This window comes from Bradyrhizobium sp. DOA1, from assembly GCF_001593325.1.
In the GTDB taxonomy this organism is placed as follows: Bacteria; Pseudomonadota; Alphaproteobacteria; order Rhizobiales; family Xanthobacteraceae; genus Bradyrhizobium.
The window spans coordinates 112,919-134,176 of the sequence record NZ_JXJM01000001.1 but is presented as its reverse complement, the minus strand read 5'-3'; the positions used below and the strand labels follow the sequence as shown (position 1 = coordinate 134,176).

Annotated in this window: 18 protein-coding genes; 9 read left to right on the top strand and 9 right to left on the bottom strand. The window is 63.1% G+C overall.

Going from position 1 to position 21,258, the window contains the following annotated elements:
• Positions 1 to 5 precede the first annotated feature (5 nt).
• Positions 6 to 980 (top strand): type II secretion system F family protein, encoded by a 975-nt coding sequence (locus SE91_RS00600; RefSeq protein WP_060737180.1) that lies wholly within the window; start codon positions 6 to 8, stop codon positions 978 to 980.
• Positions 981 to 1,035: 55 nt separating this feature from the next.
• Here the strand turns inward: SE91_RS00600 and SE91_RS00595 are convergent, their stop codons facing one another.
• Positions 1,036 to 1,848: a tetratricopeptide repeat protein gene (locus SE91_RS00595; protein ID WP_061846210.1), complete on the bottom strand. Its 813-nt coding sequence runs from the start codon at positions 1,846 to 1,848 to the stop codon at positions 1,036 to 1,038.
• A gap of 435 nt (positions 1,849 to 2,283) precedes the next feature.
• Between SE91_RS00595 and SE91_RS00590 the strand changes: the two genes are divergently transcribed.
• The 4 genes from SE91_RS00590 to SE91_RS00575 all read left to right on the top strand — a co-directional run bounded on the left by SE91_RS00590 (position 2,284) and on the right by SE91_RS00575 (position 5,284).
• Positions 2,284 to 3,657, top strand: coding sequence for a leucyl aminopeptidase family protein (locus SE91_RS00590; protein WP_061846209.1), 1,374 nt, complete (start codon positions 2,284 to 2,286; stop codon positions 3,655 to 3,657).
• Complete coding sequence (locus tag SE91_RS00585; RefSeq protein WP_061846208.1) at positions 3,650 to 4,492, top strand: C40 family peptidase; 843 nt, start codon at positions 3,650 to 3,652, stop codon at positions 4,490 to 4,492. The genes SE91_RS00590 and SE91_RS00585 overlap by 8 nt, the downstream gene beginning before the upstream one ends.
• Positions 4,493 to 4,737: 245 nt before the next feature.
• The gene (locus SE91_RS00580) at positions 4,738 to 5,019 is read left to right on the top strand and encodes a hypothetical protein (RefSeq protein WP_061846207.1); all 282 of its coding nucleotides are present in this window, start codon (positions 4,738 to 4,740) and stop codon (positions 5,017 to 5,019) included.
• Positions 5,020 to 5,056: 37 nt separating this feature from the next.
• Positions 5,057 to 5,284 (top strand): hypothetical protein, encoded by a 228-nt coding sequence (locus tag SE91_RS00575; protein WP_061846206.1) that lies wholly within the window; start codon positions 5,057 to 5,059, stop codon positions 5,282 to 5,284.
• A gap of 98 nt (positions 5,285 to 5,382) precedes the next feature.
• On the opposite strand, the gene SE91_RS00570 is transcribed toward SE91_RS00575, so the two are convergent.
• Positions 5,383 to 6,567: an OpgC family protein gene (locus SE91_RS00570; RefSeq protein ID WP_082813628.1), complete on the bottom strand. Its 1,185-nt coding sequence runs from the start codon at positions 6,565 to 6,567 to the stop codon at positions 5,383 to 5,385.
• Positions 6,568 to 7,337: 770 nt separating this feature from the next.
• Between SE91_RS00570 and SE91_RS00565 the strand changes: the two genes are divergently transcribed.
• Positions 7,338 to 8,447, top strand: coding sequence for an AraC family transcriptional regulator (locus SE91_RS00565; RefSeq protein ID WP_245318587.1), 1,110 nt, complete (start codon positions 7,338 to 7,340; stop codon positions 8,445 to 8,447).
• Positions 8,448 to 8,509: 62 nt separating this feature from the next.
• Here SE91_RS00565 and SE91_RS00560 read toward each other — a convergent pair whose 3' ends face one another.
• The 6 genes from SE91_RS00560 to SE91_RS00535 all read right to left on the bottom strand — a co-directional run bounded on the left by SE91_RS00560 (position 8,510) and on the right by SE91_RS00535 (position 17,009).
• A complete protein-coding gene (locus SE91_RS00560) occupies positions 8,510 to 10,147 on the bottom strand; it encodes an ABC transporter ATP-binding protein (RefSeq protein WP_061846204.1) in 1,638 nt (545 codons plus the stop codon).
• A gap of 7 nt (positions 10,148 to 10,154) precedes the next feature.
• On the bottom strand, positions 10,155 to 11,333 hold the full coding sequence (locus SE91_RS00555) for an ABC transporter permease (protein ID WP_060737184.1): 1,179 nt from the start codon (positions 11,331 to 11,333) through the stop codon (positions 10,155 to 10,157).
• A complete protein-coding gene (locus SE91_RS00550; RefSeq protein ID WP_061846203.1) occupies positions 11,333 to 12,442 on the bottom strand; it encodes a microcin C ABC transporter permease YejB in 1,110 nt (369 codons plus the stop codon). The genes SE91_RS00555 and SE91_RS00550 overlap by 1 nt, the downstream gene beginning before the upstream one ends.
• A gap of 2 nt (positions 12,443 to 12,444) precedes the next feature.
• A complete protein-coding gene (locus tag SE91_RS00545) occupies positions 12,445 to 14,328 on the bottom strand; it encodes an extracellular solute-binding protein (RefSeq protein ID WP_061850849.1) in 1,884 nt (627 codons plus the stop codon).
• A gap of 14 nt (positions 14,329 to 14,342) precedes the next feature.
• The gene (locus SE91_RS00540; RefSeq protein WP_061846202.1) at positions 14,343 to 16,244 is read right to left on the bottom strand and encodes an extracellular solute-binding protein; all 1,902 of its coding nucleotides are present in this window, start codon (positions 16,242 to 16,244) and stop codon (positions 14,343 to 14,345) included.
• Positions 16,245 to 16,454: 210 nt separating this feature from the next.
• A complete protein-coding gene (locus tag SE91_RS00535) occupies positions 16,455 to 17,009 on the bottom strand; it encodes a c-type cytochrome (RefSeq protein WP_008547012.1) in 555 nt (184 codons plus the stop codon).
• Between the two features lie 230 nt (positions 17,010 to 17,239).
• On the opposite strand from SE91_RS00535, the gene SE91_RS00530 reads away from it, so the two are divergent.
• The gene (locus SE91_RS00530) at positions 17,240 to 17,980 is read left to right on the top strand and encodes a 3-deoxy-manno-octulosonate cytidylyltransferase (protein ID WP_008547014.1); all 741 of its coding nucleotides are present in this window, start codon (positions 17,240 to 17,242) and stop codon (positions 17,978 to 17,980) included.
• A 21-nt stretch (positions 17,981 to 18,001) separates the two neighbouring features.
• Positions 18,002 to 18,859 (top strand): prephenate dehydratase, encoded by an 858-nt coding sequence (locus SE91_RS00525; protein WP_061846201.1) that lies wholly within the window; start codon positions 18,002 to 18,004, stop codon positions 18,857 to 18,859.
• A gap of 96 nt (positions 18,860 to 18,955) precedes the next feature.
• Here SE91_RS00525 and SE91_RS00520 read toward each other — a convergent pair whose 3' ends face one another.
• Positions 18,956 to 19,969 (bottom strand): LLM class flavin-dependent oxidoreductase, encoded by a 1,014-nt coding sequence (locus SE91_RS00520; RefSeq protein ID WP_061846200.1) that lies wholly within the window; start codon positions 19,967 to 19,969, stop codon positions 18,956 to 18,958.
• 373 nt (positions 19,970 to 20,342) lie between these two features.
• Here SE91_RS00520 and metF point away from each other — a divergent pair, with 373 nt between their 5' ends.
• Positions 20,343 to 21,254 (top strand): methylenetetrahydrofolate reductase [NAD(P)H], encoded by a 912-nt coding sequence (gene metF / locus SE91_RS00515; RefSeq protein WP_061846199.1) that lies wholly within the window; start codon positions 20,343 to 20,345, stop codon positions 21,252 to 21,254.
• The last annotated feature ends 4 nt before the right edge of the window (positions 21,255 to 21,258 follow it).

Genomic DNA, 21,258 nt, shown 5'->3' with positions numbered 1-21,258 from the left:
GTCGTATGGTCGAGTTTCTCGTTTCGAAGCTACATGACGTCCGCTTCATGACCATGCTGCTGGCGGCCATTGCCGCCAGCGCCACCGTCTATACGCTGGTGATGCCGCTGTTTGCCGGCGAAGGCCTCTCCAAGCGCATGAAGGCGGTAGCGAGCGAGCGAGAGCGCTTGCGGCAGCGCGAGCGCGAGCGCCTCAACAAGAACGAAAAGGTTTCGCTGCGCCAGACTCCAAAGCAGCTCGTCTCCAAGGTGGTCGAGGACTTCAACCTCACCAAATGGGTGGCGCAGGAAGCCGCCCGGGACAAGCTCATCATGGCGGGCTATCGCGGCCAGGCTCCGTACATCACCTTCCTTTTTGCCCGCGCGGTCGCTCCGCTCGCGCTCTTCGTCGGCGCCGCCATCTACGTCTTCTTGATCGCGCACCTCGAGCAGCCAATGCCGATCAAGATCGGCATCTGCATCGGCGCAGCCTATCTCGGCCTTCAGGCGCCGATGCTCTTCCTCAAGAATGCGATCTCCAAGCGCCAGCTCTCGATCAAGCGCGCCTTTCCCGACGCGCTCGACCTGCTGCTGATCTGCATCGAATCCGGCATGTCGGTTGAAATGGCGTTCCGGAAGGTCGCGACCGAGATCGTCGGCCAGTCCATCGCACTTTCGGAGGAGTTCGCGCTGACCACGGCCGAACTGTCCTATTTGCAGGACCGGAAGATGGCCTATGAGAACCTGGCGCGGCGCACCGGGCTCGAAGGCGTCAAGTCGGTGTGTCTCGCGCTTCAGCAGGCAGAGCGTTACGGTACACCGCTCGGGCATTCCCTGCGCGTCATGGCGCAGGAAAATCGCGACATGCGCATGAACGAAGCCGAGAAGAAGGCCGCCGCGCTACCGCCGAAGCTGACGGTGCCGATGATCCTGTTCTTCCTGCCGGTGCTGTTCGTGGTCATTCTCGGACCGACGGGCATCAAGATCACCGAGCTGCACTGAGGCGCGAGACCGCGCGCCGTTCGCCGGCATCGCTGCCTTCCAATGATCAGGCCAATCAGTCGGGCTGGCTAAGCGAGGCGACCGGAGTCCGCTTCGGAGCGCCGCGCGGGACGTCGTTGCGGCTCAGCATGTCCTTGAGATAGGCGACGTTGGCCGCGGCCTGATCCGGCGGCAGGTCTGCCTTCACGATGGTCTCCGCCTCGGCGAAGCGACCTTGAAGACCGACGACCAGAGCGAGATTCTGCCGCACGCGGGCGCTCGCGCGCGGCGAAGCGTAAGCCTGCCGCAACGCCTCTTCGGCCTTGGGCAGGTCCCTCGTCAACATGTAGGACAGGCCGAGATTGGAGAGCACGCCGGGATCACCGGGCGCGATCTTCAGCGCGCTCGCGTAGTAGGAGCGCGCCTCCTCGTGACGGCCCATCTGATCGAGCGCGGTACCCTGTACCGAGAGCAGGCGCCAGTCCGGATTGTCGGGCGAATGCGCCTTCGACAGCACGTCGAAGGCCTGCTGGAAATTGCCGTTGTCGGCGAGCGCACGGCCGTACTGGGCGAGCAGCGCTTTGTTCCCGGGATTGGCGATGGTCGCCTGCTCGAGCACGGCGGCCGCCTGGGCACGCTGGCCATTGGCGCGCAGGGCCTGGCCATAGGCCAGCGCAGCTTCGGCGTCCTTGGGATTGGCGCGATAGCGCTCGCCATAGACTTCGGCGGCGCGCGCGGGATCGGTGGGGGCAGCTTCCGCGCGCGTCCCGACCGAGCCCGTGACATCGGAGAGCTTCGACATGGCCGTGCAGCCGCCGAGGCTGATCGCCACCATCGCGACGAGCGAGGCGGACGCAAGAAGCCGGGCAGGACTGAACCGTTGACGCATGACGCTTTGACTCTCGAGCCAATTGATCGAGCCGAACGTGCCAGCAATAGACTGTTAACCCTAACGGGGGGTTAACGTCAGCCTGCCTGCCCCATGGCAGCGCCTGCGGCGGTGCTTCGCCGCCAAGGTCGAGATCGACGCCGATCGCTCTCAACTCCTCGTTCAGGTCGCGCAGCAATTCGGCTGTTCGTCGCACCTGAAGCTCGACGCCCTCGCGCGGCGCCGAGACGACGTAGGTGCAGAACGCATGCGTCCAATCCGGCTCCGCTTCATCATAGAAGCTGCGGCGCATCAGCAGCCAGCGGGCGAGCGCTGCAGCCTGATCCAGCTTCAGCGCGGCGCAGGAACCGATCTCGATGGCGAAGCCGATTGCAGCGGCGGCGAAACTCTGCGAAGTCTCGTCCGTTCGCATGACCTTGTTGATCCGGATCCGCAATGCCTTCTGTCTTCGAGACGACCTCAATTGCCATCCCCATCACCTTCGTCACCAAGACGAGCTGGGATGCCGTTCGCGAGACGCTGCCGCCGGCGCAACGCCAGTTCGCCGCCGCGAGCGCTTACTCCGCCAAGCCGGGCGCCTATCTCGCCCTGCCCGCCTCCGATGGTACGATCGCGCAGGTGCTGTTCGGTCTCGAGGGCGAAGGTGCGAAATCGCGCGACCTGTTCAGGCCGGGCGCCCTGGCCGGCCTGCTGCCGCCGGGGGCCTATCGCTTCGCCAATGCACCGCACGACGCACGGCTCGCAGCACTCGCCTTCGTACTCGGCACTTACCGCTTCGCGCGCTACCGCAAGGCGGACAGGCCCGAGGTCCGGCTGGTGCCGCCTGACGGCGTCGACGCGACCGAGATCGACCGCATCGCGGATGCGGCCATGCTAGCCCGCGACCTCATCAATACGCCGTCCAACGACATGGGACCGGAGGAACTCGCCGCGGCTGCACAAGCGCTCGCCGCCGAGTTCGGCGCAAGCTTCGCCTGCACCATCGGCGAGGAGCTGGAGAAGCACTTTCCGCTGATCCACGCAGTCGGCATGGCGTCCAGCCGCGCACCGCGGCTGATCGACATCGGCTGGGGCGATCCTGGTCATCCCAAGGTGACGCTGGTCGGCAAGGGCGTCTGCTTCGACACCGGCGGACTCGACCTGAAGCCATCGAGCGGCATGCTGATCATGAAGAAGGACATGGGCGGCGCCGCCAACGTGCTGGCGCTCGCGCGCATGGTGATGGACGCAAAGCTGAAGGTGCGGCTGCGCGTGCTGATTCCGGCCGTTGAGAATGCGGTCGCCGGCAATGCCTTCCGCCCGCTCGACATCTTCACCTCGCGCAAGGGCATCACGGTCGAGATCGGCAACACCGATGCGGAAGGACGCCTGGTGCTTGCCGACGCGCTGGCGCTGGCCGACGAGGAGAAACCGGAGCTGCTGATTGACTTGGGCACACTGACCGGCGCGGCCCGCGTGGCGCTGGGGCCGGACCTTCCGCCCTTCTACACCAATGACGAGACGCTCGCCGCCGATGTCGCGCGTTGCGCGGCGAAGGAGAACGATCCGTTGTGGCGCATGCCGCTATGGCCGCCCTACGACGCGTGGCTGGACTCCAAGTCGGCAACGATCACCAATGCCCCGTCGGGCGGCTTTGCCGGCTCGATCACTTGCGCGCTGTTCCTGCAACGCTTCGTCGAGCATGCCGGGAGCTGGCTGCATGTCGACATCTACGGCTGGACGCCGTCGGCGAAGCCGGCGCGGCCCGAAGGCGGCGAGTGCCAGGCTGCGCGGGCCATCTACGCACTCCTGAGCGAACGTTATGCATGATCCGCGAATAACGCCCGCACGGGGCGACATCGCCGCGAAATATCTTGAAGGCAAGGTCGAGGCGGATCGCTACGTCAGCGGCGAGGAATTCGAGGTGGTCGAGCCGGTTGCGCCGATGCGCGAGCAGCCCTCCTCGAGTGCAATGCTGATGACCGAGGCGCTGCGCGGGGAACGCGTCACGGTCTATGACCGCAACGGCGAAGGCTGGGCCTGGGGTCAGCTCAATGGCGACGGCTATGTCGGCTGGCTGCCCGATGCAGGGTTGGCGCGCCCTGCGGCGGCACCGACCCACGTCGTCAGCGCGCTGCGGACGTTTGCGTTTCCCGGCCCCTCGATCAAGCTGCCGCCGGCGAACACGCTGGTGCTGGGATCGAAGCTCACGATCGTCCGCGAGGATGGGCCCTTCGCGGTGGCGCGCGACGGAACGTTCCTGCCGAGGACGCATCTGGCGCCGCTCGATCATCGCGAGCCGGATTTCGTCACTGTTGCCGAGCGCTTCGTCGGCACGCCTTATCTCTGGGGCGGCAAGAGCAGTCTTGGCATCGACTGTTCGGGCCTGGTGCAGGTCTCGCTGACATCGTCAGGCATCGGCTGCCCGCGCGACAGCGACATGCAGCTGGCAGGTCTCGGCCGCGCGCTGGAGAGGCATGAGCGGAGCAGCCTGCGGCGGGGCGATCTGATCTTCTGGAAGGGCCACGTCGCGATCGTGCGCGATGCCGGCTCCATGGTCCATGCCAATGCGTATCATATGGCCACGGTGATCGAGCCGATTGAGCCGGCGATCGCGCGGATCAGGCAGGCCGGCAGCGACCTCGCCGCGATCAAGCGGCTGTAGACGTGGATCAAGCGGATCGTAAACCCGGACCCAATTCTAGGTGTCCGAACAGGTTTCGGACGCGATTGCTGACGTAACGGAACCTCTCATTTTCCACGCACGGTCCCGCCGCAATCCGGACTCGAAAGGCCACTGTCACCTCGGCACATAGGCACGTCGCGGCGCAGCTACGGAACAACGTTACATATGGGGGATCTGCGGAACGAAACGCGGCGTCAGTCTTTCTCTGGCTTTGGGAGGTGCCCATGAGTTCTCAGGCCAGAGAAGGCGCGTGTGCGTTCGCTTGGCGAAACCACTTGCTGCTGCACAGCGGCATCAGCGAGAACGACAACAGGCGTTCCGCCCTCTACCGCTACATCGCCAATCTTCGCACTACTGGCGAAGAGGATTTCGCTCTCTTGCAAATTGTCGCAGTCGCCTACTTGAAAAAGCTGGATGAACTGTATGACGACCAATGTGCGCGAATCGCGGCAGATCAAGTTTTGGCCGAGTGCTTAGAAGCACGCAATGCAAAGTCCGAGAGGTGACTTTAGGTCATAGCACCGCAAGCGAAGGAGGAACACCATGGCAGACAAGACCCCTGCGAACCATCTCGCGAGCGAACCGCAACGGCGCATCGCCGCCGCGACAGCAATCGGCATGAACGCTTTGAAGCCGATGATGCACTTTCAGGTCTCCGTGCTTAGGATGTGGGCCGATAGCATCGAGAGGCTCGAGGCCAATTACGAAAAGCGGCTGGAAGAGACTGCGACCACGCGCGAGGAACAATCAGACAAGGAGCGCGCCGCGTAGATCGACGTCACTGATCATGAAGCGTTGCGCCGGCTTTGCTCTTTGGAAGGCGACGTTGCGGCCGAGATGGCCGCACGCCGCTCTTGGGTGAAAGAGTTTCACTCGCCCAACAACGTGAGAACGCCGGCCCGACCTTCTCGATCGGGAGCGCCAGCGGGGGCTGTCGCCAGCTTGTTGTTGATCGTGTTCAGAAGCCTCGCGACGAAAATCATCATCAGTATCCCGGCGATGCTGAGCATGATCTGCATCATGAGCCCCCCGGAGATGTCGAGCAGCGCAAGGTGGCCCGCAAGCGCCAGGAGCACGCCGAGACAATAGATTGGCAGCGAATTCTCACCACAAAACTTCGCACAGTGCAGCACCGGCGTCGATAGTCCGCGCCAATTCCTGGGAATGAGCCGCAACACCACGATTGCAAGGGCCAGAAAATGTAGCAACCGCAACGGACCAAGGTTGGACTTATCAAACGGTAGAGCCGTAAAGGATTGCGGAACCGGCGGATGGATGCCCCAACTCAGTGCAAGAACCAAACTGAAAGCCAGGTAAAGAGCAGCGAGAGCAAGCACCGTGCGCGACATCACCCAGGGTCGGATCGTCTCTCCCGCGATGACGCACCACGCGCCAAGCACGAAGAGAAGCTGCCAAGCCAGCGGATTGAAGAACCAGACGCCGTTGGGCCAAGCTGGAACGCTCCAACCGAATGCATGCACGAGTGCATAGAGCAGGAACGAGACTCCAAACGTTACCTTTGGCGCTCGCAGCAGCAGCCACAGCAGTGGCGCGAACAACACGTGAAACATCACGAAAACTGGCAAGACGTCGGTATTGACGGGGCGGTATTGCAGGATTGCAGCGTGCGCCAGCGTCGGCCCCGGGCTCTCGAGGAGAACTCGCGTATTGCTCTCGTCGGCAAGATCATCGCTCCCCGCGAGGTAAACGAAGACGGCGCAGGCAAGCGTGAGCAGCAGAAACGCGGCGTAGATGTCCCATCCCCGTCGCAGCGAACGGCCGATCGTGCCGCTCCAGCCCTCGCGCTGCCGTGCCCTGCCGTAGGCCAGCGCACAGGTCACGCCCGAGATGAACATGAATATCTCGGCAGCATCGCAGAAGCCGTAGTTGCGCGGTGTCAGCCAGCTTCCGATGTTGTTAGGAACATGGTCAAGAAAGATCCACCACAGCGCGATCCCCCGACAAACATCGATGCGCAGGTCGCGGCCATCGGCCCGGAACTCCGGCGAAGTTTCACCGATCAACCGCGTTGAGGTGTGAACTCTATCATGCATCTGCGGACCTGCCCGGCGTCTGCGGACGCCCTCATCGGATAGGTCAATGAGACGCTCAGATGCTCCGGAGCTTGGGCGGCCGAGCGAGCCTCAGACCGAACGATGCGTTTACGCGCCCCAACTGCCCGATGGCCGGGGTTCTTTCGTCGTCCAGCCGCCACTCTGATCGTCGTCATCGCAAGGATCACCGGTCTCCCATGGCGCTTCCAGGTTCTCGCCGCCGGCAACCGACATCAAAAGCTGCTTTCGCATTTCGGCGAGACGGGCGCGGCAGTACTCCCGGTAAAGTATGTCTACTATGGTGAACATGATCGAACCCTCGCTTGAACATCACCGCTGCCCCCCGCGATAACTCTCGTCCATTTCAACCGGCGGTAAGACGAACGGCGCCAGAGAACATTTGTGTTCAACAAACCCTGATGACGAAGCCCGACACGAAATCGGTATCAGAGAACACCCAGTGCTGCAGAACAGTCCGCACCGCGGGTCGTTGAGTTCGACCAATCGCGAATGACGTCGTAAATCTGGATTTGCGATTTCACTCCGCCAGGGACGTTCAAACCGGAGACGATGGCGACAATTAGAAATAGACCTATCACGATAGTCTCCTCTTAAAGGAGATTTTCTCACCGCGAATTCGCAATCATTATTGGCGTTATTTCTTGGGCGCCACGTGAGCCAGTTCACATCGGCATCCATCACAGGTGAATGAGACTAGCAAACCAAGGATGTAAGTTCTTGGAGTTCTGCGTACCTTACGAAGACGGTTGGTGCGCGAATTGCAAAATGCGGATAACGACAGCGTCGACGCAGCATTTCAACCCGACGTTTTATCTAGGCTGGAGGTCCTCATGTCTACGGACGCAGCCGATTTTGTATCGCACAGATTCTCAACGCGCGAACTTCCGGAGCGGATGCGACTTCCGCTATGGCGCGAGAGCTTTGTGCGCGGGATAGTCCACGCCGACATCGAGCCCCTATCGAATGCTCCGTTTCATGCTGACGCGACCCTGCAGGCGAACCGGGGTTTGCGCACCCTTGCACTGAAAGGCTCTTCCATGCGTTTCAAGCGCTTGAAAGCGAGCCTTGCCGATGGCGATGACTCAATCGGGCTCATCGTCTGCTCACCTAACAGAAGTCAGCTGTCGCAGCGGGGGCGGGAGATTGCGCTTTGCGGCGGCGACGCACTCGCGATTTTGCATTCGGAGCCCGCCACTGTCACCTACGTCGACGGACTGCTGTTCGGCCTGGCGGTGCCGCGCGACGCGCTTGCGCAGCGCGTGGCGGACATCGAAAGCCTGGCCATGCGGCTAATTCCCCAGCGAACTGAAGCGCTCCGCCTTCTCATGGCTTATCTCAAGTCGGCATTCAAGGAGGGCGCTCTGGCCGCGCCCAAGCTGCGTGATGCGGTCGTAGCTCACATCTATGATCTCACGGCCCTCGCGGTCGGCGAGTGCGCCCCCTTGGGCGATAGCGACGCGAGTGCCATCGTCGCCGCGCGCCACAGCGCCGTACTCGACTACATCGCGACACACTTTCAGGACCCGGGACTTAGGGTCGAGGCCGTCGCTCGTCGCCAAGGCATCTCGCCTCGCTACCTACAGCGCCTGATGGCGTCGGCAGGATCATCGTTTACCGGGCACGTGAATGAGCTGCGCCTCCAGCTTGCACTCAAGCTACTGACCGAGGCGCGCCTTAGCGCGCAGCGGATTTCCGATATTGCCCTTGAAGTCGGCTTCTCGGATGTTTCGCATTTCAATCGCTTGTTCCGGGCTCGCTTCGGCGATTCGCCGCGCGGCGTGCGTTACGCCAGAAGAGATTCCAGTGAGCCGCGTGCCTCTGAACGTGAACGGCACGCGCGGGACGCCGCTGCCGAATGACGGATTGGGTCGCTGCTTTTCCGAGGGTGACTTGTGCGCTCGCGTGTCCGTAATGAGCGACGCTACGTCGCCACTGACCCATTCCCGGCCGTCTCCAGCCGAAATGCCGCCGCGAACAGTGCGCGCGTGTAATCGGTCTTTGGATTCTTGAACAGCTCGGCGGCCTGCCCCTCTTCGACGACCTTGCCGCCGCGCATCACGATGAGGTGGCTGGCGAGCGAGGCGACGACGCGCAGATCGTGCGAGATGAACATGTAGGTGAGCTCGCGCTTGCGCTGGAGCTCGCGCAACAGGTCGACCATCTGCGCCTGAAACAGCATATCGAGCGCGCTGGTCGGCTCGTCCAGCACGACGAAATCGGGCTCCAGCACCACCGCGCGCGCGATGCTGATGCGCTGGCGCTGGCCGCCGGAGAATTCATGCGGATAGCGGAAGCGCGTCTCGGGATTGAGCCCGACGTCCTCCAGCGCCTTGACGACGCGCGCCTCGCGCTCCTCGCGCGAAAGGCCCGGCTGATGCACGGAGAGGCCTTCGGCGATGATGTCTGCGACCGACATGCGCGGCGAGAGCGAGCCGAACGGATCCTGGAACACGATCTGCATGTCGCGCCGGAACGGCCGCATCTCCTTGAAGCGCAGGCCCTGGATGTCCTTGCCGAGGAAGACGATGCGCCCGTTCGAGGAGATCAGCCGCAGCAGCGCAAGGCCCAGCGTGGTCTTGCCCGACCCGGATTCGCCGACCACGCCGAGCGTCTCGCCCTTGCGTACGGCGACGCTGACGCCGTCGACCGCCTTGATGTGGCCGACCGTCTTGCGCATCAGGCCGCGCTTGATCGGAAACCAGACCTTCAGATCATTGACCGACATCACCACGGGCGCATCCGGCTGTGGTGGCGCAGGATCCGGCTTCGGCTCCGCCGCGAGCAAGTCGCGCGTGTAGGGATGTTTCGGTGTCCTGAAGACCTGCTCGACCGGTCCCTGCTCGACGATCTCACCGTTCTTCATGACGCAGACTGTGTCGGCGATGCGGCGCACGATGCCGAGATCGTGGGTGATGAAGAGCAGGCTCATGCCGAGCCGCGAACGGATCTCGGCGAGCAGCGCCAGGATCTGCGCCTGCACGGTGACGTCGAGCGCCGTGGTCGGCTCGTCCGCGATCAACAGATCCGGCTCGTTGGCGAGGGCCATCGCGATCATCACGCGCTGGCGCTGGCCACCGGAGAGCTGGTGCGGATAGCTGTTCAACCGCGTCTCGGGTTCGGGGATACCGACCTGCGTCAACAGCTCCAGCGTCCGCTTGCGCGCCTGCGCATTGCTGGTCGGATTGTGCAGCTGGATGATCTCGCCGATCTGCGCCTCGATCGTGTGCAGCGGATTGAGCGAGGTCATCGGCTCCTGGAAGATGATGGAGATGTCGCTGCCGCGAATCTCCCGCATCTCCTGCTCCGACCGATCGATCAGCTCCTGGCCCTTGAAGCGGATGCTGCCCGAGGGGTGCGAGGCGTTCGGATAGGGCAGCAGCTTCAGGATCGAGAGCGCGCTGACCGACTTGCCGGAGCCGGACTCGCCGACCAGGGCAACGCATTCGCCGCGCTTGATCTGGAACGAGACCTTGTCGACCGCGAGCGTGGTGGCGCCGCCCTGGTGAAAGGCCACCGAGAGATCGCGCACGGCAAGCAGAGGCTGGTTGATCGCGTCCATCACGCCCTCACCTGAACGTCTTGCGCGGATCGAAGGCGTCGCGCACGGCTTCGCCGATGAAGATCAGGAGCGACAGCATGATCGCAACGGAGAAGAAGCCAGAGAAGCCGAGCCAGGGCGCCTGCACATTGGATTTGGCCTGGGACAGCAATTCGCCCAGCGAGGGCGATCCCGGCGGCAGGCCGAAGCCGAGGAAATCGAGCGCCGTCAGCGTCATCACCGAGCTCGACAGGATGAAGGGCAGGAAGGTCATGGTCGCGACCATCGCATTCGGCAGCAAATGGCGGAACATGATGACTTGATTGGAGACGCCGAGCGCGCGTGCCGCCTGAATGTACTCGAAGTTCCGCCCGCGCAGGAACTCGGCCCGGACGAGACCGACGAGTGAGACCCAGGAGAACAGCAGGAGGATGCCGAGCAGCACGAAGAAGCCGGGTACGAGCACGGAGGACAGGATCAGGAGAAGATAGAGCGAGGGAATCGCCGTCCAGATCTCGATGACGCGTTGGAAGATCAGATCGACCCAGCCGCCGAAATAGCCCTGCACCGCGCCGGCGGCGATGCCGATGACGGACGAGACGATGGTGAGGCAAAGGCCGAACAGCACCGAGATACGGAATCCGTAGATCAGCCGCGCGACCACGTCACGCCCCTGATCGTCCGTGCCGAGCCAGTTGTACTCGAGGTCGCGGCAGCTCTTCAGCCCCTTCTTCTCCACCACCGGCTGGCATTGCTTCTCGGTCAGCATCCAGGTCGGCGGCGATGGCGCCGGCGTCGGCAGATCGAGATTGTGGGTGTCGTAGGAATAGCGGATCAGCGGCCAGACGATGCTGCCGCCCTTGTCCTTGATCAGCTTCTGCAAATAGGGATCGCGATAGTCGGCGGCCGTCTCGAAATCGCCGCCGAAGGTCGTCTCCGAATAGGTCACGAAGGCGGGCCAATAGAGCCGGCCGTCGAACTTGATCAGGAACGGCCGGTCGTTGGCGATCAACTCGGCGAACAGCGAGATCACAAACAGGGCGATGAAGATCCAGAACGACCAGTAGCCGCGACGGTTCGCCTTGAAGTTCTGCCAGCGTCGCTTGTTGAGCGGCGACGGAGCGAACGCCTTGCGTGTGATCGGCACGGCATCGCCAAGCGGCGACTTCGCCGTGGTCTCGATCGGCGTCGGCGCAGTCAACGTCATCAGACCTCCCGCGCCTCGAAATCGATCCTGGGGTCGATCCACATATAGGTCAGGTCGGAGATCAGATTGATCACGAGGCCGACCAGCGAAAAGATGTAGAGCGTGCCGAATACCACGGGATAGTCGCGGTTGAGCACGCTCTCGAAGCTGAGCAGCCCCAGCCCGTCCAGCGAGAAGATGGTCTCGATCAGGAGTGAGCCCGAGAAGAAGGCGTGGATGAAGGTCCCGGGAAAGCCCGCGATCACGATCAGCATCGCATTGCGGAAGACATGGCCGTAGAGCACCCGGCTCTCGCTGCATCCCTTGGCCCGCGCGGTCATGACATATTGCTTGCGGATCTCGTCCAGAAACGAGTTCTTGGTCAGGAACGTCATTGTGGTGAACGCCCCTAATCCCATGGCGATCAGCGGCAGCGTCAGGTGCCAGAAATAATCGACGATCTTCCAGTACCAGGGAAACTGCGACCAGCCGTCCGAGGTCAGACCACGCAGCGGGAACCAGTTGAAGAAGGAGCCGCCGGCGAACAGGATGATGAGGAGGATGGCGAACAGGAAGCCGGGAATGGCATAGCCCAGCACGAGAACGGTCGACGTCCAGGTATCGAAGCGCGCGCCGTCGTTGACCGCCTTGCGGATGCCGAGCGGGATCGAGATCAGATAAGTGACCAGCGTCAGCCAGATCCCGAGCGAGATCGAAACCGGCAGCTTCTCCTTGATCAGCTGGATCACGCTGACGTCGCGGAAATAGCTCTTGCCGAAATCGAAGCGCGCGAAATTCCACACCATCAGGAGAAAGCGTTCGGGCGCCGGCTTGTCGAAGCCGAACTGCACCTCCAGCTTCTTGATGAAATCAGGATCGAGCCCCTGCGCGCCGCGATATTTCGAGTTGGCGGCATCACCGCCGGCGCCAACCTGCCCAGGCGCGCGCTGCGCAAAATCGCCGCCGCCCGAAATGCGCGAGGTGCCGCCGGTGTCGGCGCCCGAAAGCTGCGCGATCACGCGCTCGACCGGACCGCCCGGCGCGAACTGCACCACGACAAAGGACACGAAGAGGATTCCCAGCAGCGTCGGGATCATCAGGAGGAGACGGCGGGCGATGTAAGCGCTCATGATTATTTCGTCTGCTCGAGCTTGGCGGCCTTGGCCGGTTCATGCCACCAGATGTCGGGGGCGCCGACGCCGTTGGCATAACGCGGCAGCTTCTGTGGATGGCCGAACTGATCCCAATAAGCCAGCCGATGCGTCTTGTTGTACCATTGCGGCACCCAATAGCGGCCGGCGCGGAACAAGCGATCGAACGCGCGGCAGGCAACGGTCAACTCTTCGCGGCTATCCGCCGCCATGATCTTCTCGATCATGGCGTCGATGGCCGGACTGGCGATCCCTGCGAGATTGTAGGAGCCCTTGGTCGCCGCGACCTGAGAGGAGAAGAACGAACGCATGGCGTCGCCCGGCGTTGCCGACATGCTGAAGCGCTGGATCGTCAAGTCGAAGTCGAACTCGTCCTGGCGCGCCCTGTACTGCACGGCATCGACGAGGCGTATGTTGGCTTCGATCCCGAGCGTCGCCAGATTCTTGATGTAGGGCGCGTGATGCGGCTGGAACGACGGCTCGTCCAGCAGGAACTCGATCCTGAACACCTCGCCATTCGGCAGCATCCGCTTGCCGTCCTTGATCGGCAGGCCGGCCTCGTTGAGCAGTTGCTGCGCCTTGCGCAACAGGCCGCGATCCTGTCCAGATCCGTCGCTGACCGGCGGCGTGAACGGCGCGGTGAAGACATCGTCGGGAACCTGGCCGCGAAACGGCTCCAGCAGCTTCAGCTCTTCCGGCGAGGGCGGCGCATTGCCCGCCATCAGGTCAGAATTCTGGAACGGGGACACCGTACGGGCATAGGCGCCGTACATGATGGTCTTGTTGGTCCACTCGAAATCGAAGGCGTTGATCAGAGCCTCGCGCACGCGCGGGTCCTTGAACTTGTCGCGCCGCGTATTGATGAACCAGCCTTGCGCACCGGAGGGCGTATCGTCGGGCACGACCTCCATCTTGACGCGACCGTCCTTCACGGCCGGGAAGTCGTAGCGCGTCGCCCAGATGCGCGAGGTGAACTCCTCACGGTAGAGATAGTTCTTGCCGGTGAAGCCCTCGAAGGCGACGTCGCGGTCGCGATAGAATTCATATCGCACGACATCGAAATTGTAGCTGCCGCGGCAGGGCGGCAGATCGGCGGCCCACCAATCCTTGACCCGCTCGAACTCGATGAAGCGATTGACCTCGAACCTGCCGACCTTGTACGGACCGGAGCCGAGCGGAACATCCAGCGTCGATTCATCGAACGGCCGGGAGGCGTAATAGGCTTTCGAGAAAATCGGCAGTCCGGCGACATAGAGCGGCACATCGCGGGCGCGTCCCTTGGCGAAGGTGACGACGAGCGTCGCATCGTCGATCGCTTCAGCGCTTACGAAGTCGCGCATGTTCACGACGATCAGCGGGTGGCCCTTGGCCTTGAGCGTCGTCAGCGAGAACGCCGCATCGTGCGCGGTGAGCTTGGTGCCGTCGTGAAATTTCGCCTCCGGCCGCATCGTGAAGCGATAGACCAGCCGGTCCGGCGAAATCTGCACGGATTTCGCGGCAAGCCCGTACATTGCATCCGGCTCGTCGCTGGCGCGCACCATCAGCGGCGAGAACGCCATGTCCATGCCTTGCGCGCCATCGCCCTTCAGGATGAAAGCGTTGAGCGAATTGAAGGTCTGGTAGGATTGGTTATGCGACTTGGTCGACGGAATCAGCGAGAATGTGCCGCCCTTTGGCGCAGCCGGATTGACGTAGTCGAAATGGCGGAAATCGGCGGGGTATTTGAGATCGCCGAACGCGGAGATGCCGTGGGCCTCCGTGGACGCTTCCGATGCCCGCGCACTGCGTAGCAACGGCGTGCCGATGGACGCACCCAGAGCGCCAACACCCAGGGCCAACACATGGCGGCGTGACATCTGCGTCATGCGGGCAATGTCCTTCACGACTTCTTTGCGATCCGCGCCGCCTTGTCTGCGTCATACCACCAGATGAACGGGAAGCTGGATTGACCGTATCTGGGCAATTCCGCCGGCCGGCCGAAGCGATCCCAGCGCGCGGTACGAACCTTGTTGTAGGTCCATTGCGGCACGACATAGTGATTCCAAAGCAAGACGCGGTCGAGCGCCTTGGTGGCGGCGACGAGGTCGTCGCGGTCCGTAGAATAGATCACCCGCTCGATCAGCTTGTCGATGGCCGGATTCTTGATGCCGGCGATATTGCGAGACCCCGCGATATCGGCTGTTTTCGACGACCAGAACTCACGCTGCTCGTTGCCGGGCGATTGCGACTCGCCCCATGAATTCGTGATGATGTCGAAATCCCAATCGCGGGTCCTGTTCTCGTACTGGGTCGGATCGACCGTCCGCACGCTCACGGCAATGCCGAGGCGCTCAAGCGACGGCTTGTAGAACAGCGTGATCCGCTCGAAGCTCGGATCAGAGTTCAGCAGCTCCAGGGTGAACTGGGCACCGGTCTTGGCGTCGACCAGCTTGCGATCGCGCACCTCGTAGCCGGCCTCCTTGAGCAGCCGCAGCGCCTCGCGCAAATTATCGCGCACGGCTTCCGGGTTGCCGCCGACCGGATTGCTGTAGGCCGTCGTGAACACTTCGGGCGGGACTTGCGCGCGGACCGTCTCCAGGATCTCGAGCTCCTTGCCCTGCGGCACGCCGGTCGCCATGAGCTCCTCGATGCCATCGAAATAGCTGCTGATGCGCTTGTACTGACCGTAGAAGATCTGCTTGTTCATCTCCTCGAAGTCGAAGGCGTAGTTGAGCGCACGCCGCACGCGCGGATCGCTGAACTTGGCGCGGCGCAGATTCGGCACGAACGCCTGCATCACGCCGGAGCTGCGATTGGCGAACTCTTCGAGGATCACGCGTTTTTCGTTCACGGCCGGGAAGTCGTAGGCCGTAGCCCAGTTCTTCGCGCTGTTCTCGGTGCGCCAGTCAACCTGATCGGCCTTGAAGGCCTCGATCGCCACAGTGCCGTCGCGGAAATATTCGTAGCGCAGCTCGTCGAAATTGTTGCGGCCCACATTGATCGCGAAATCGCGGCCCCAATAATCCTTGACGCGCTCCAGCGCGATCGAGCGGCCGGCTACGAATTCCTTGACCTTGTAGGGCCCCGAACCGAGCGGCACCTCCAAGGTGGTGGCGGAGACATCGCGCTTGCGGCCCTGGGCGTCCGTGCCCTCCCACCAATGTTTCGGCAAGACCGTGAGCTGTCCGACGATCTGCGGCAGTTCGCGGTTGCCGGGCGCGTCGAATACGAACTTCACCTCACGCTCGCCGACCTTCTCGGCCTTCACCACGTGGCTGTAATAGGCCGAGTACATCGGGTGGTGCTTCTTGAAGGACTCGAGCGAGAAAATCACGTCCTCCGGCGTGACGGGCTTGCCGTCATGCCATTTTGCCTGCGGCCGCAAGCGGTAGGTGACGAAAGAGAAATCGTCGGGATGGCTGACCGCTTCGGCGAGTGCGCCGTATTCTGTCGAGACCTCGTCGAGCGAGGGCGTCGTGAGGGATTCGTAGATGAAGGCGACGGCGCCGGCGACCTGCCCCTTCACACCGGAGACGACGATGTTGAAATTGTCGAATGTGCCCACCGCGATCTGGCGCGCGACGCCACCTTTCGGCGCGTCCGGATTGACGTAATCGAAACGTTTGAAGTCGGCGGGGTACTTCACCTTACCGAACAGTGACAATGCGTGGCGCCACGGCAGCTCGTTGGAAGACTGTGCATGCGCCGCGCCGACGACGGAAACGCCCGCGAAGGAACCGAGGGCGGGAAGCGCTGCGGCGGCAGTGCCGGTGAGCAGGAGATCGCGTCGGGTAATGGCCAAATCAACATCCCTGTCTTGAAGGAGGCTACTCCTTTAAGTTCCCAATATAGGCGAGGTTTCGACCGAATATGTTGCTTTTTCCTCATCTTGAAAGCCCGGCCGGCTTCTCGGATGCGGCCAAACGCCCCGATAACGTCGCCGCGAGGCCCGGATAAGGAAACGGCCAGGCTCTTGAGCCTGGCCGCAAATTCCGAGACGGTTTCTTGGACCTTATTTCGACGCAGTCGGCAGTGGCTGCGGACTCTCCGACAGCGAGTTCAGATAGGCAATCACATCGGCGCGCTCGGAATCCTTGGCAATACCGGCAAAGCCCATGGCGGTGCCCGGAATGAAGCCCTTCGGATTGGCGAGGAACTTGTTGAGATCGTCGAAGGTCCAGTTGCCCCCCTTGCCCTTCAAGGCAGCCGAAAAGTTGAAGCCGCCACGGCCTTGGCCCTTGGCCTCGCCGACGACGCCATAGAGATTCGGACCCACGCGATTCGGACCACCCTTCTCGAAGGTGTGGCAGGCGCCGCACTTCTTGGCCGCTGCTGAGCCCTTCTCGACGGAGGCGGTCTGGAGCAGCTTCTCGATTGGTTCGGACGGTGCGGCGGCAGCGGCGCCTTCCTTGCCGCCGCCGGCATCTTGCTTCACTGCGATCTCGAAGCCCGGCTTTTCCGGCATCTTGGGCGAAAACAGCGCCTGGGCGGTGAAGCTGGTCACCAGAAGAAAAAGACAGGTGCCAAGCACGGCACCCATGATTTTATTGAGTTCGAAAGAGTCCATTTCCGGCTAGGCCCCACCGCAAGAAGGAAACAGCGGCCCAAGCGGCCGCCAGGACGCGCCTCGGGAGAATCAAACATTCCCATGGTTTCCCCGAGTTTTGCCATTGAGATATCGGTTTGCCCGGGGTCTGGCAACCCGTATAAGCGACCCCGCTTTCCGCCCGTCCCCAGCCCCTTGTCGGCGCGGAAAACGCCCCGTTCCAGGCCCTTGACCCCAGACCTTTGAACCCAATGATCGACCCCCGCATCCTGGTGCTTATCCCGGCCCGCATGGCCGCCACCCGCCTGCCCGGCAAGCCGCTCGCCGACATCGCGGGCATGCCGATGATCGTGCATGTCCTGCGCCGCGCGGAGGCCGCTGCGATAGGCCGGGTCGCGGTCGCAACCGACACGCCGGAGATCGCCTCCGTGGTGACGGCCCATGGCGGCGAGGCCGTGATGACCCGCTCCGACCACCCCTCCGGCTCTGACCGCATCCACGAGGCCATGCAGAAGCTCGATCCCGAGGGCAAGGCCGAAATCGTGATCAATCTCCAGGGTGACTTCCCGACGATCACGCCGCAGACCATCCGCGAGGTGCTGCCGCCCTTCGACGACCTCGCGGTCGACATCGTGACGCTGGCGTCCCAGATCCACACCGAGGAGGAGGACCTCGCCCCGAGCGTCGTGAAGGCGATCGGCTCGCCGATCGGGCCGCGGCGGCTGCGGGCACTTTATTTCACCCGCGCCACTGCGCCTTACGGCAACGGACCACGTTACCACCACATCGGCCTTTATGCATATCGCCGCGCGGCGCTGAACCGGTTCGTGTCGCTGCCGCCTTCGCCTCTGGAACGCCAGGAGAGCCTGGAGCAACTCCGAGCGCTGGAAGCCGGCATGCGTATCGACATCATGATCGTCGACAGCGTGCCCCGCGGCGTCGACACGCCGCCCGATCTCGAAACCGCGCGCAGCATCCTTTCCAAATCCTGAGGCGCTGTTACAAGGCCGATCATGAGCAAGATGAAGATCGCATTCCAGGGCGAACCTGGGGCCAATTCCCACATCGCCATCGTCGAGGCCTATCCCGACGCCGAGCCGATGCCCTGCGCCACCTTCGAGGACGCGCTGTCGGCGATCTCCTCGGGCGAGGCCGATCTCGGCATGATCCCGATCGAGAATTCGGTCGCCGGCCGCGTCGCCGACATCCACCATCTGCTGCCGGCCTCCGGCCTCTTCATCATCGGCGAATGGTTCTTGCCGGTCCGGCACCAGCTGATGGCGGTGAAGGGCACCAGGCTCGAAGAGATCAAGAGCGTCGAGAGCCATGTGCATGCGCTCGGCCAGTGCCGGCGCATCATCCGCAAGCTCGGCATCAAGCCGATCGTGCACGCCGACACTGCCGGCAGCGCCCGTGACATTTCCGAGCGCAAGGACAAGAGCGTCGCCGCGATCGCCTCGCGCCTCGCCGCAAAGATCTACGGCCTCGATATCCTCGCCGAGGACATCGAGGACGAGGCGCATAACACTACGCGCTTCGTGGTGCTGGCACGCGAGCCGAAATGGGCCGTGCAAAATTCGGGTTCGCTGGTCACGACGTTCGTGTTCCGGGTGCGCAACCTGCCGGCCGCGCTCTACAAGGCGCTCGGCGGCTTTGCCACCAACGGCGTCAACATGACCAAGCTCGAAAGCTACATGGTCGACGGCAATTTCTTCGCCACGCAGTTCTATGCCGACGTCGACGGTCACCCCGACGACAAGGGCCTCGCCTTTGCAATCGAAGAGCTGAAGTTCTTCTCGCGCGAATTCCGCATCGTCGGCGTCTATCCCGGCCATCCGTTCCGCGCGACGTTCAGCGAGACGCAGGATTGATCTCGTGTCCCGGGCGCGCGGAGCGCGAGCCGGGACCCCGAGGCCGCGAGACGTGGACTGCCAATTGCTACGCGTTGCGTCCGGGGCACGAGAGCGTTATGTGCCCGCTTTGATCCCAAACGCCTCCGCCAGCAGCGAATACGACTTCTTCCGCGCCTCGTGGTCGAACACCGCGGTGATCACCATCAGCTCGTCGGGCTTGCTGGCATAGATCAGCGGCTGAAGCTTCTTCTGCACTGTTGCCGGGCTGCCGACGAACAGGCGCGAGCGGTTGCGCAGGATCGAGATGCGCTCGGCATCCGTATAGGGATAGGCCAGCGCCTCCTCGACGCTCGGCAGCGGCAGATATTGGCCGCGGTCGCGGCGAAGACGGTTGAGGTCGAAGGAGCTCGCAAGCCTTTCGGCTTCCTCATCGGTGTCGGCCGCGATGGCCGCGACGGCGAGGATCGCATGCGGGGCCGCGCGCCAGGCCGAGGGCTGGAAGCGGTTGCGATAATGCACCATCGCGTCGATCGCGTCGTGGGAGGCGAAATGATGGGCGAAGGCGAAGCCCATGCCGACCTGCGCGGCGAGCTCGGACGAATAGTCGCTGGAGCCGAGCAGCCAGATCGGCGGCAGCCTGGTATCGTCCGGCATGGCGACGACATTGTTGTAGGGATGGCCCGAGGGGAATTCGCGGGTCTCCCATAGAATCAACTCGTGCAGCCGCTCCAGGAAATCGTCGCCCTCGCGGCGGTCGAGCCGGCTGCGCAACGCGTAGGCGGTGGCTCCGTCGGTGCCGGGGGCGCGGCCGAGACCGAGGTCGATGCGGCCGGGAAACAGCGCTTCCAGCATCTTGAAGCGCTCGGCAACCACCAGCGGCGCGTGGTTGGGCAGCATCACGCCGCCGGAGCCGACGCGGATGTGCTTCGTCACCGCCGCGATCTGCCCGATCATCACGTCGGGCGCGGGGCTCGCGACGGAAGCGAGGTTGTGATGTTCGGCGAGCCAATAGCGGACATAGCCGAGCCCGTCGACATGGCGCGCCAGATCGATGCTGTTGCGCAGCGCCGCGGCGGGCTTGGTGCCGGTGGTGACGACCGAGAGGTCGAGGACTGAGAGCGGGATCATGGCGCGTTAACGTAATGGAGAGCTGTGCCGCGGCAATGGGCAGGCTGCGCAGGCCTGACGTGTACGAACCGGCGGGGCAATGCGGAGTTAGCAGTTGGGACACTCGGCATGTGCAAATCCATCGATTTTTCTGCCCACCGCAGAACCAATGATTCCGAACGAAGGAATTCAGGTAAAATCATAACAAATTCTACTACATCACGCCGCCGCTCCACTTCCCACTTCCACGTCTTCTATCAACGAAATACGCCGCAAATAGATATGGATGGGCAGCTTCCCATTACCGATGGGCTGTTGGCGATACCACCTTTGGCGTATCTTAGCCTCTCCGAGGTAGACCGGACCGCTGCCTGACATTGGAGTGAGTGGTGCCATGACTGACGTGACGACGCCTGCGACAGCAGAGGGGCACCTGAGGCGGCCTGCAATCTCCTTCGAGTTCTTTCCGCCAAAGACGGAAGAGATGGAGCGCAATCTCTGGGACACCATCAACCGGCTGGCCCCGCTCGACCCGAAATTCGTCTCGGTGACGTACGGTGCCGGCGGCTCGACCCGCGAGCGCACCCACTCGACCATCGCCCGCATCCTGAAGGAGACCGCGCTGCTGCCGGCCGCGCACCTGACCTGCGTCGGCGCCTCGCGCGGCGAGATCGACGAGATCGTCGACCGCTATCACGAGGTCGGCGTCCGCCACATCGTCGGCCTGCGCGGCGATCCCGTTGGCGGCATCGGCACGCCCTATTGCAGCCATCCCGACGGCTACCAGAGCTCGGCCGAGCTCGTCGCGGGAATCAAGAAGCGGCATGCCGACATCGAAGTGAGCGTGTCGGCCTATCCGGAGAAGCACCCGGAAGCGCGTGACTTCGACGCCGACATCGACACGCTGAAGGCCAAGGTTGACGCCGGCGCGACGCGGGCGATCACGCAGGTGTTCTTCGATAACGATCTCTACTTCCGCTATCTCGACCGCGTCCGTGCCCGCGGCATCGACATTCCGATCGTGCCGGGCATCATGCCCATGCACAATTTCAAGCAGGCGCGCAATTTCGTCACCCGCGCCGGCACCACCGTGCCGGACTGGTTCGCCGCGAAATTCGACGGCCTCGACGACGATGCCGAAACCCGCAAGCTGGTGGCCGCGACGGTCGCCGCCGGCCAGGTGCAGAAGCTGGCCAAGCGCGGCGTCGACACCTTCCATTTCTACACCATGAACCGCGCCGATCTCGTGTTCGCGATCAGCCATTTGCTCGGCATCCGCGCCAAGAGCGCGCAGAAGGCGGCTTGAGACA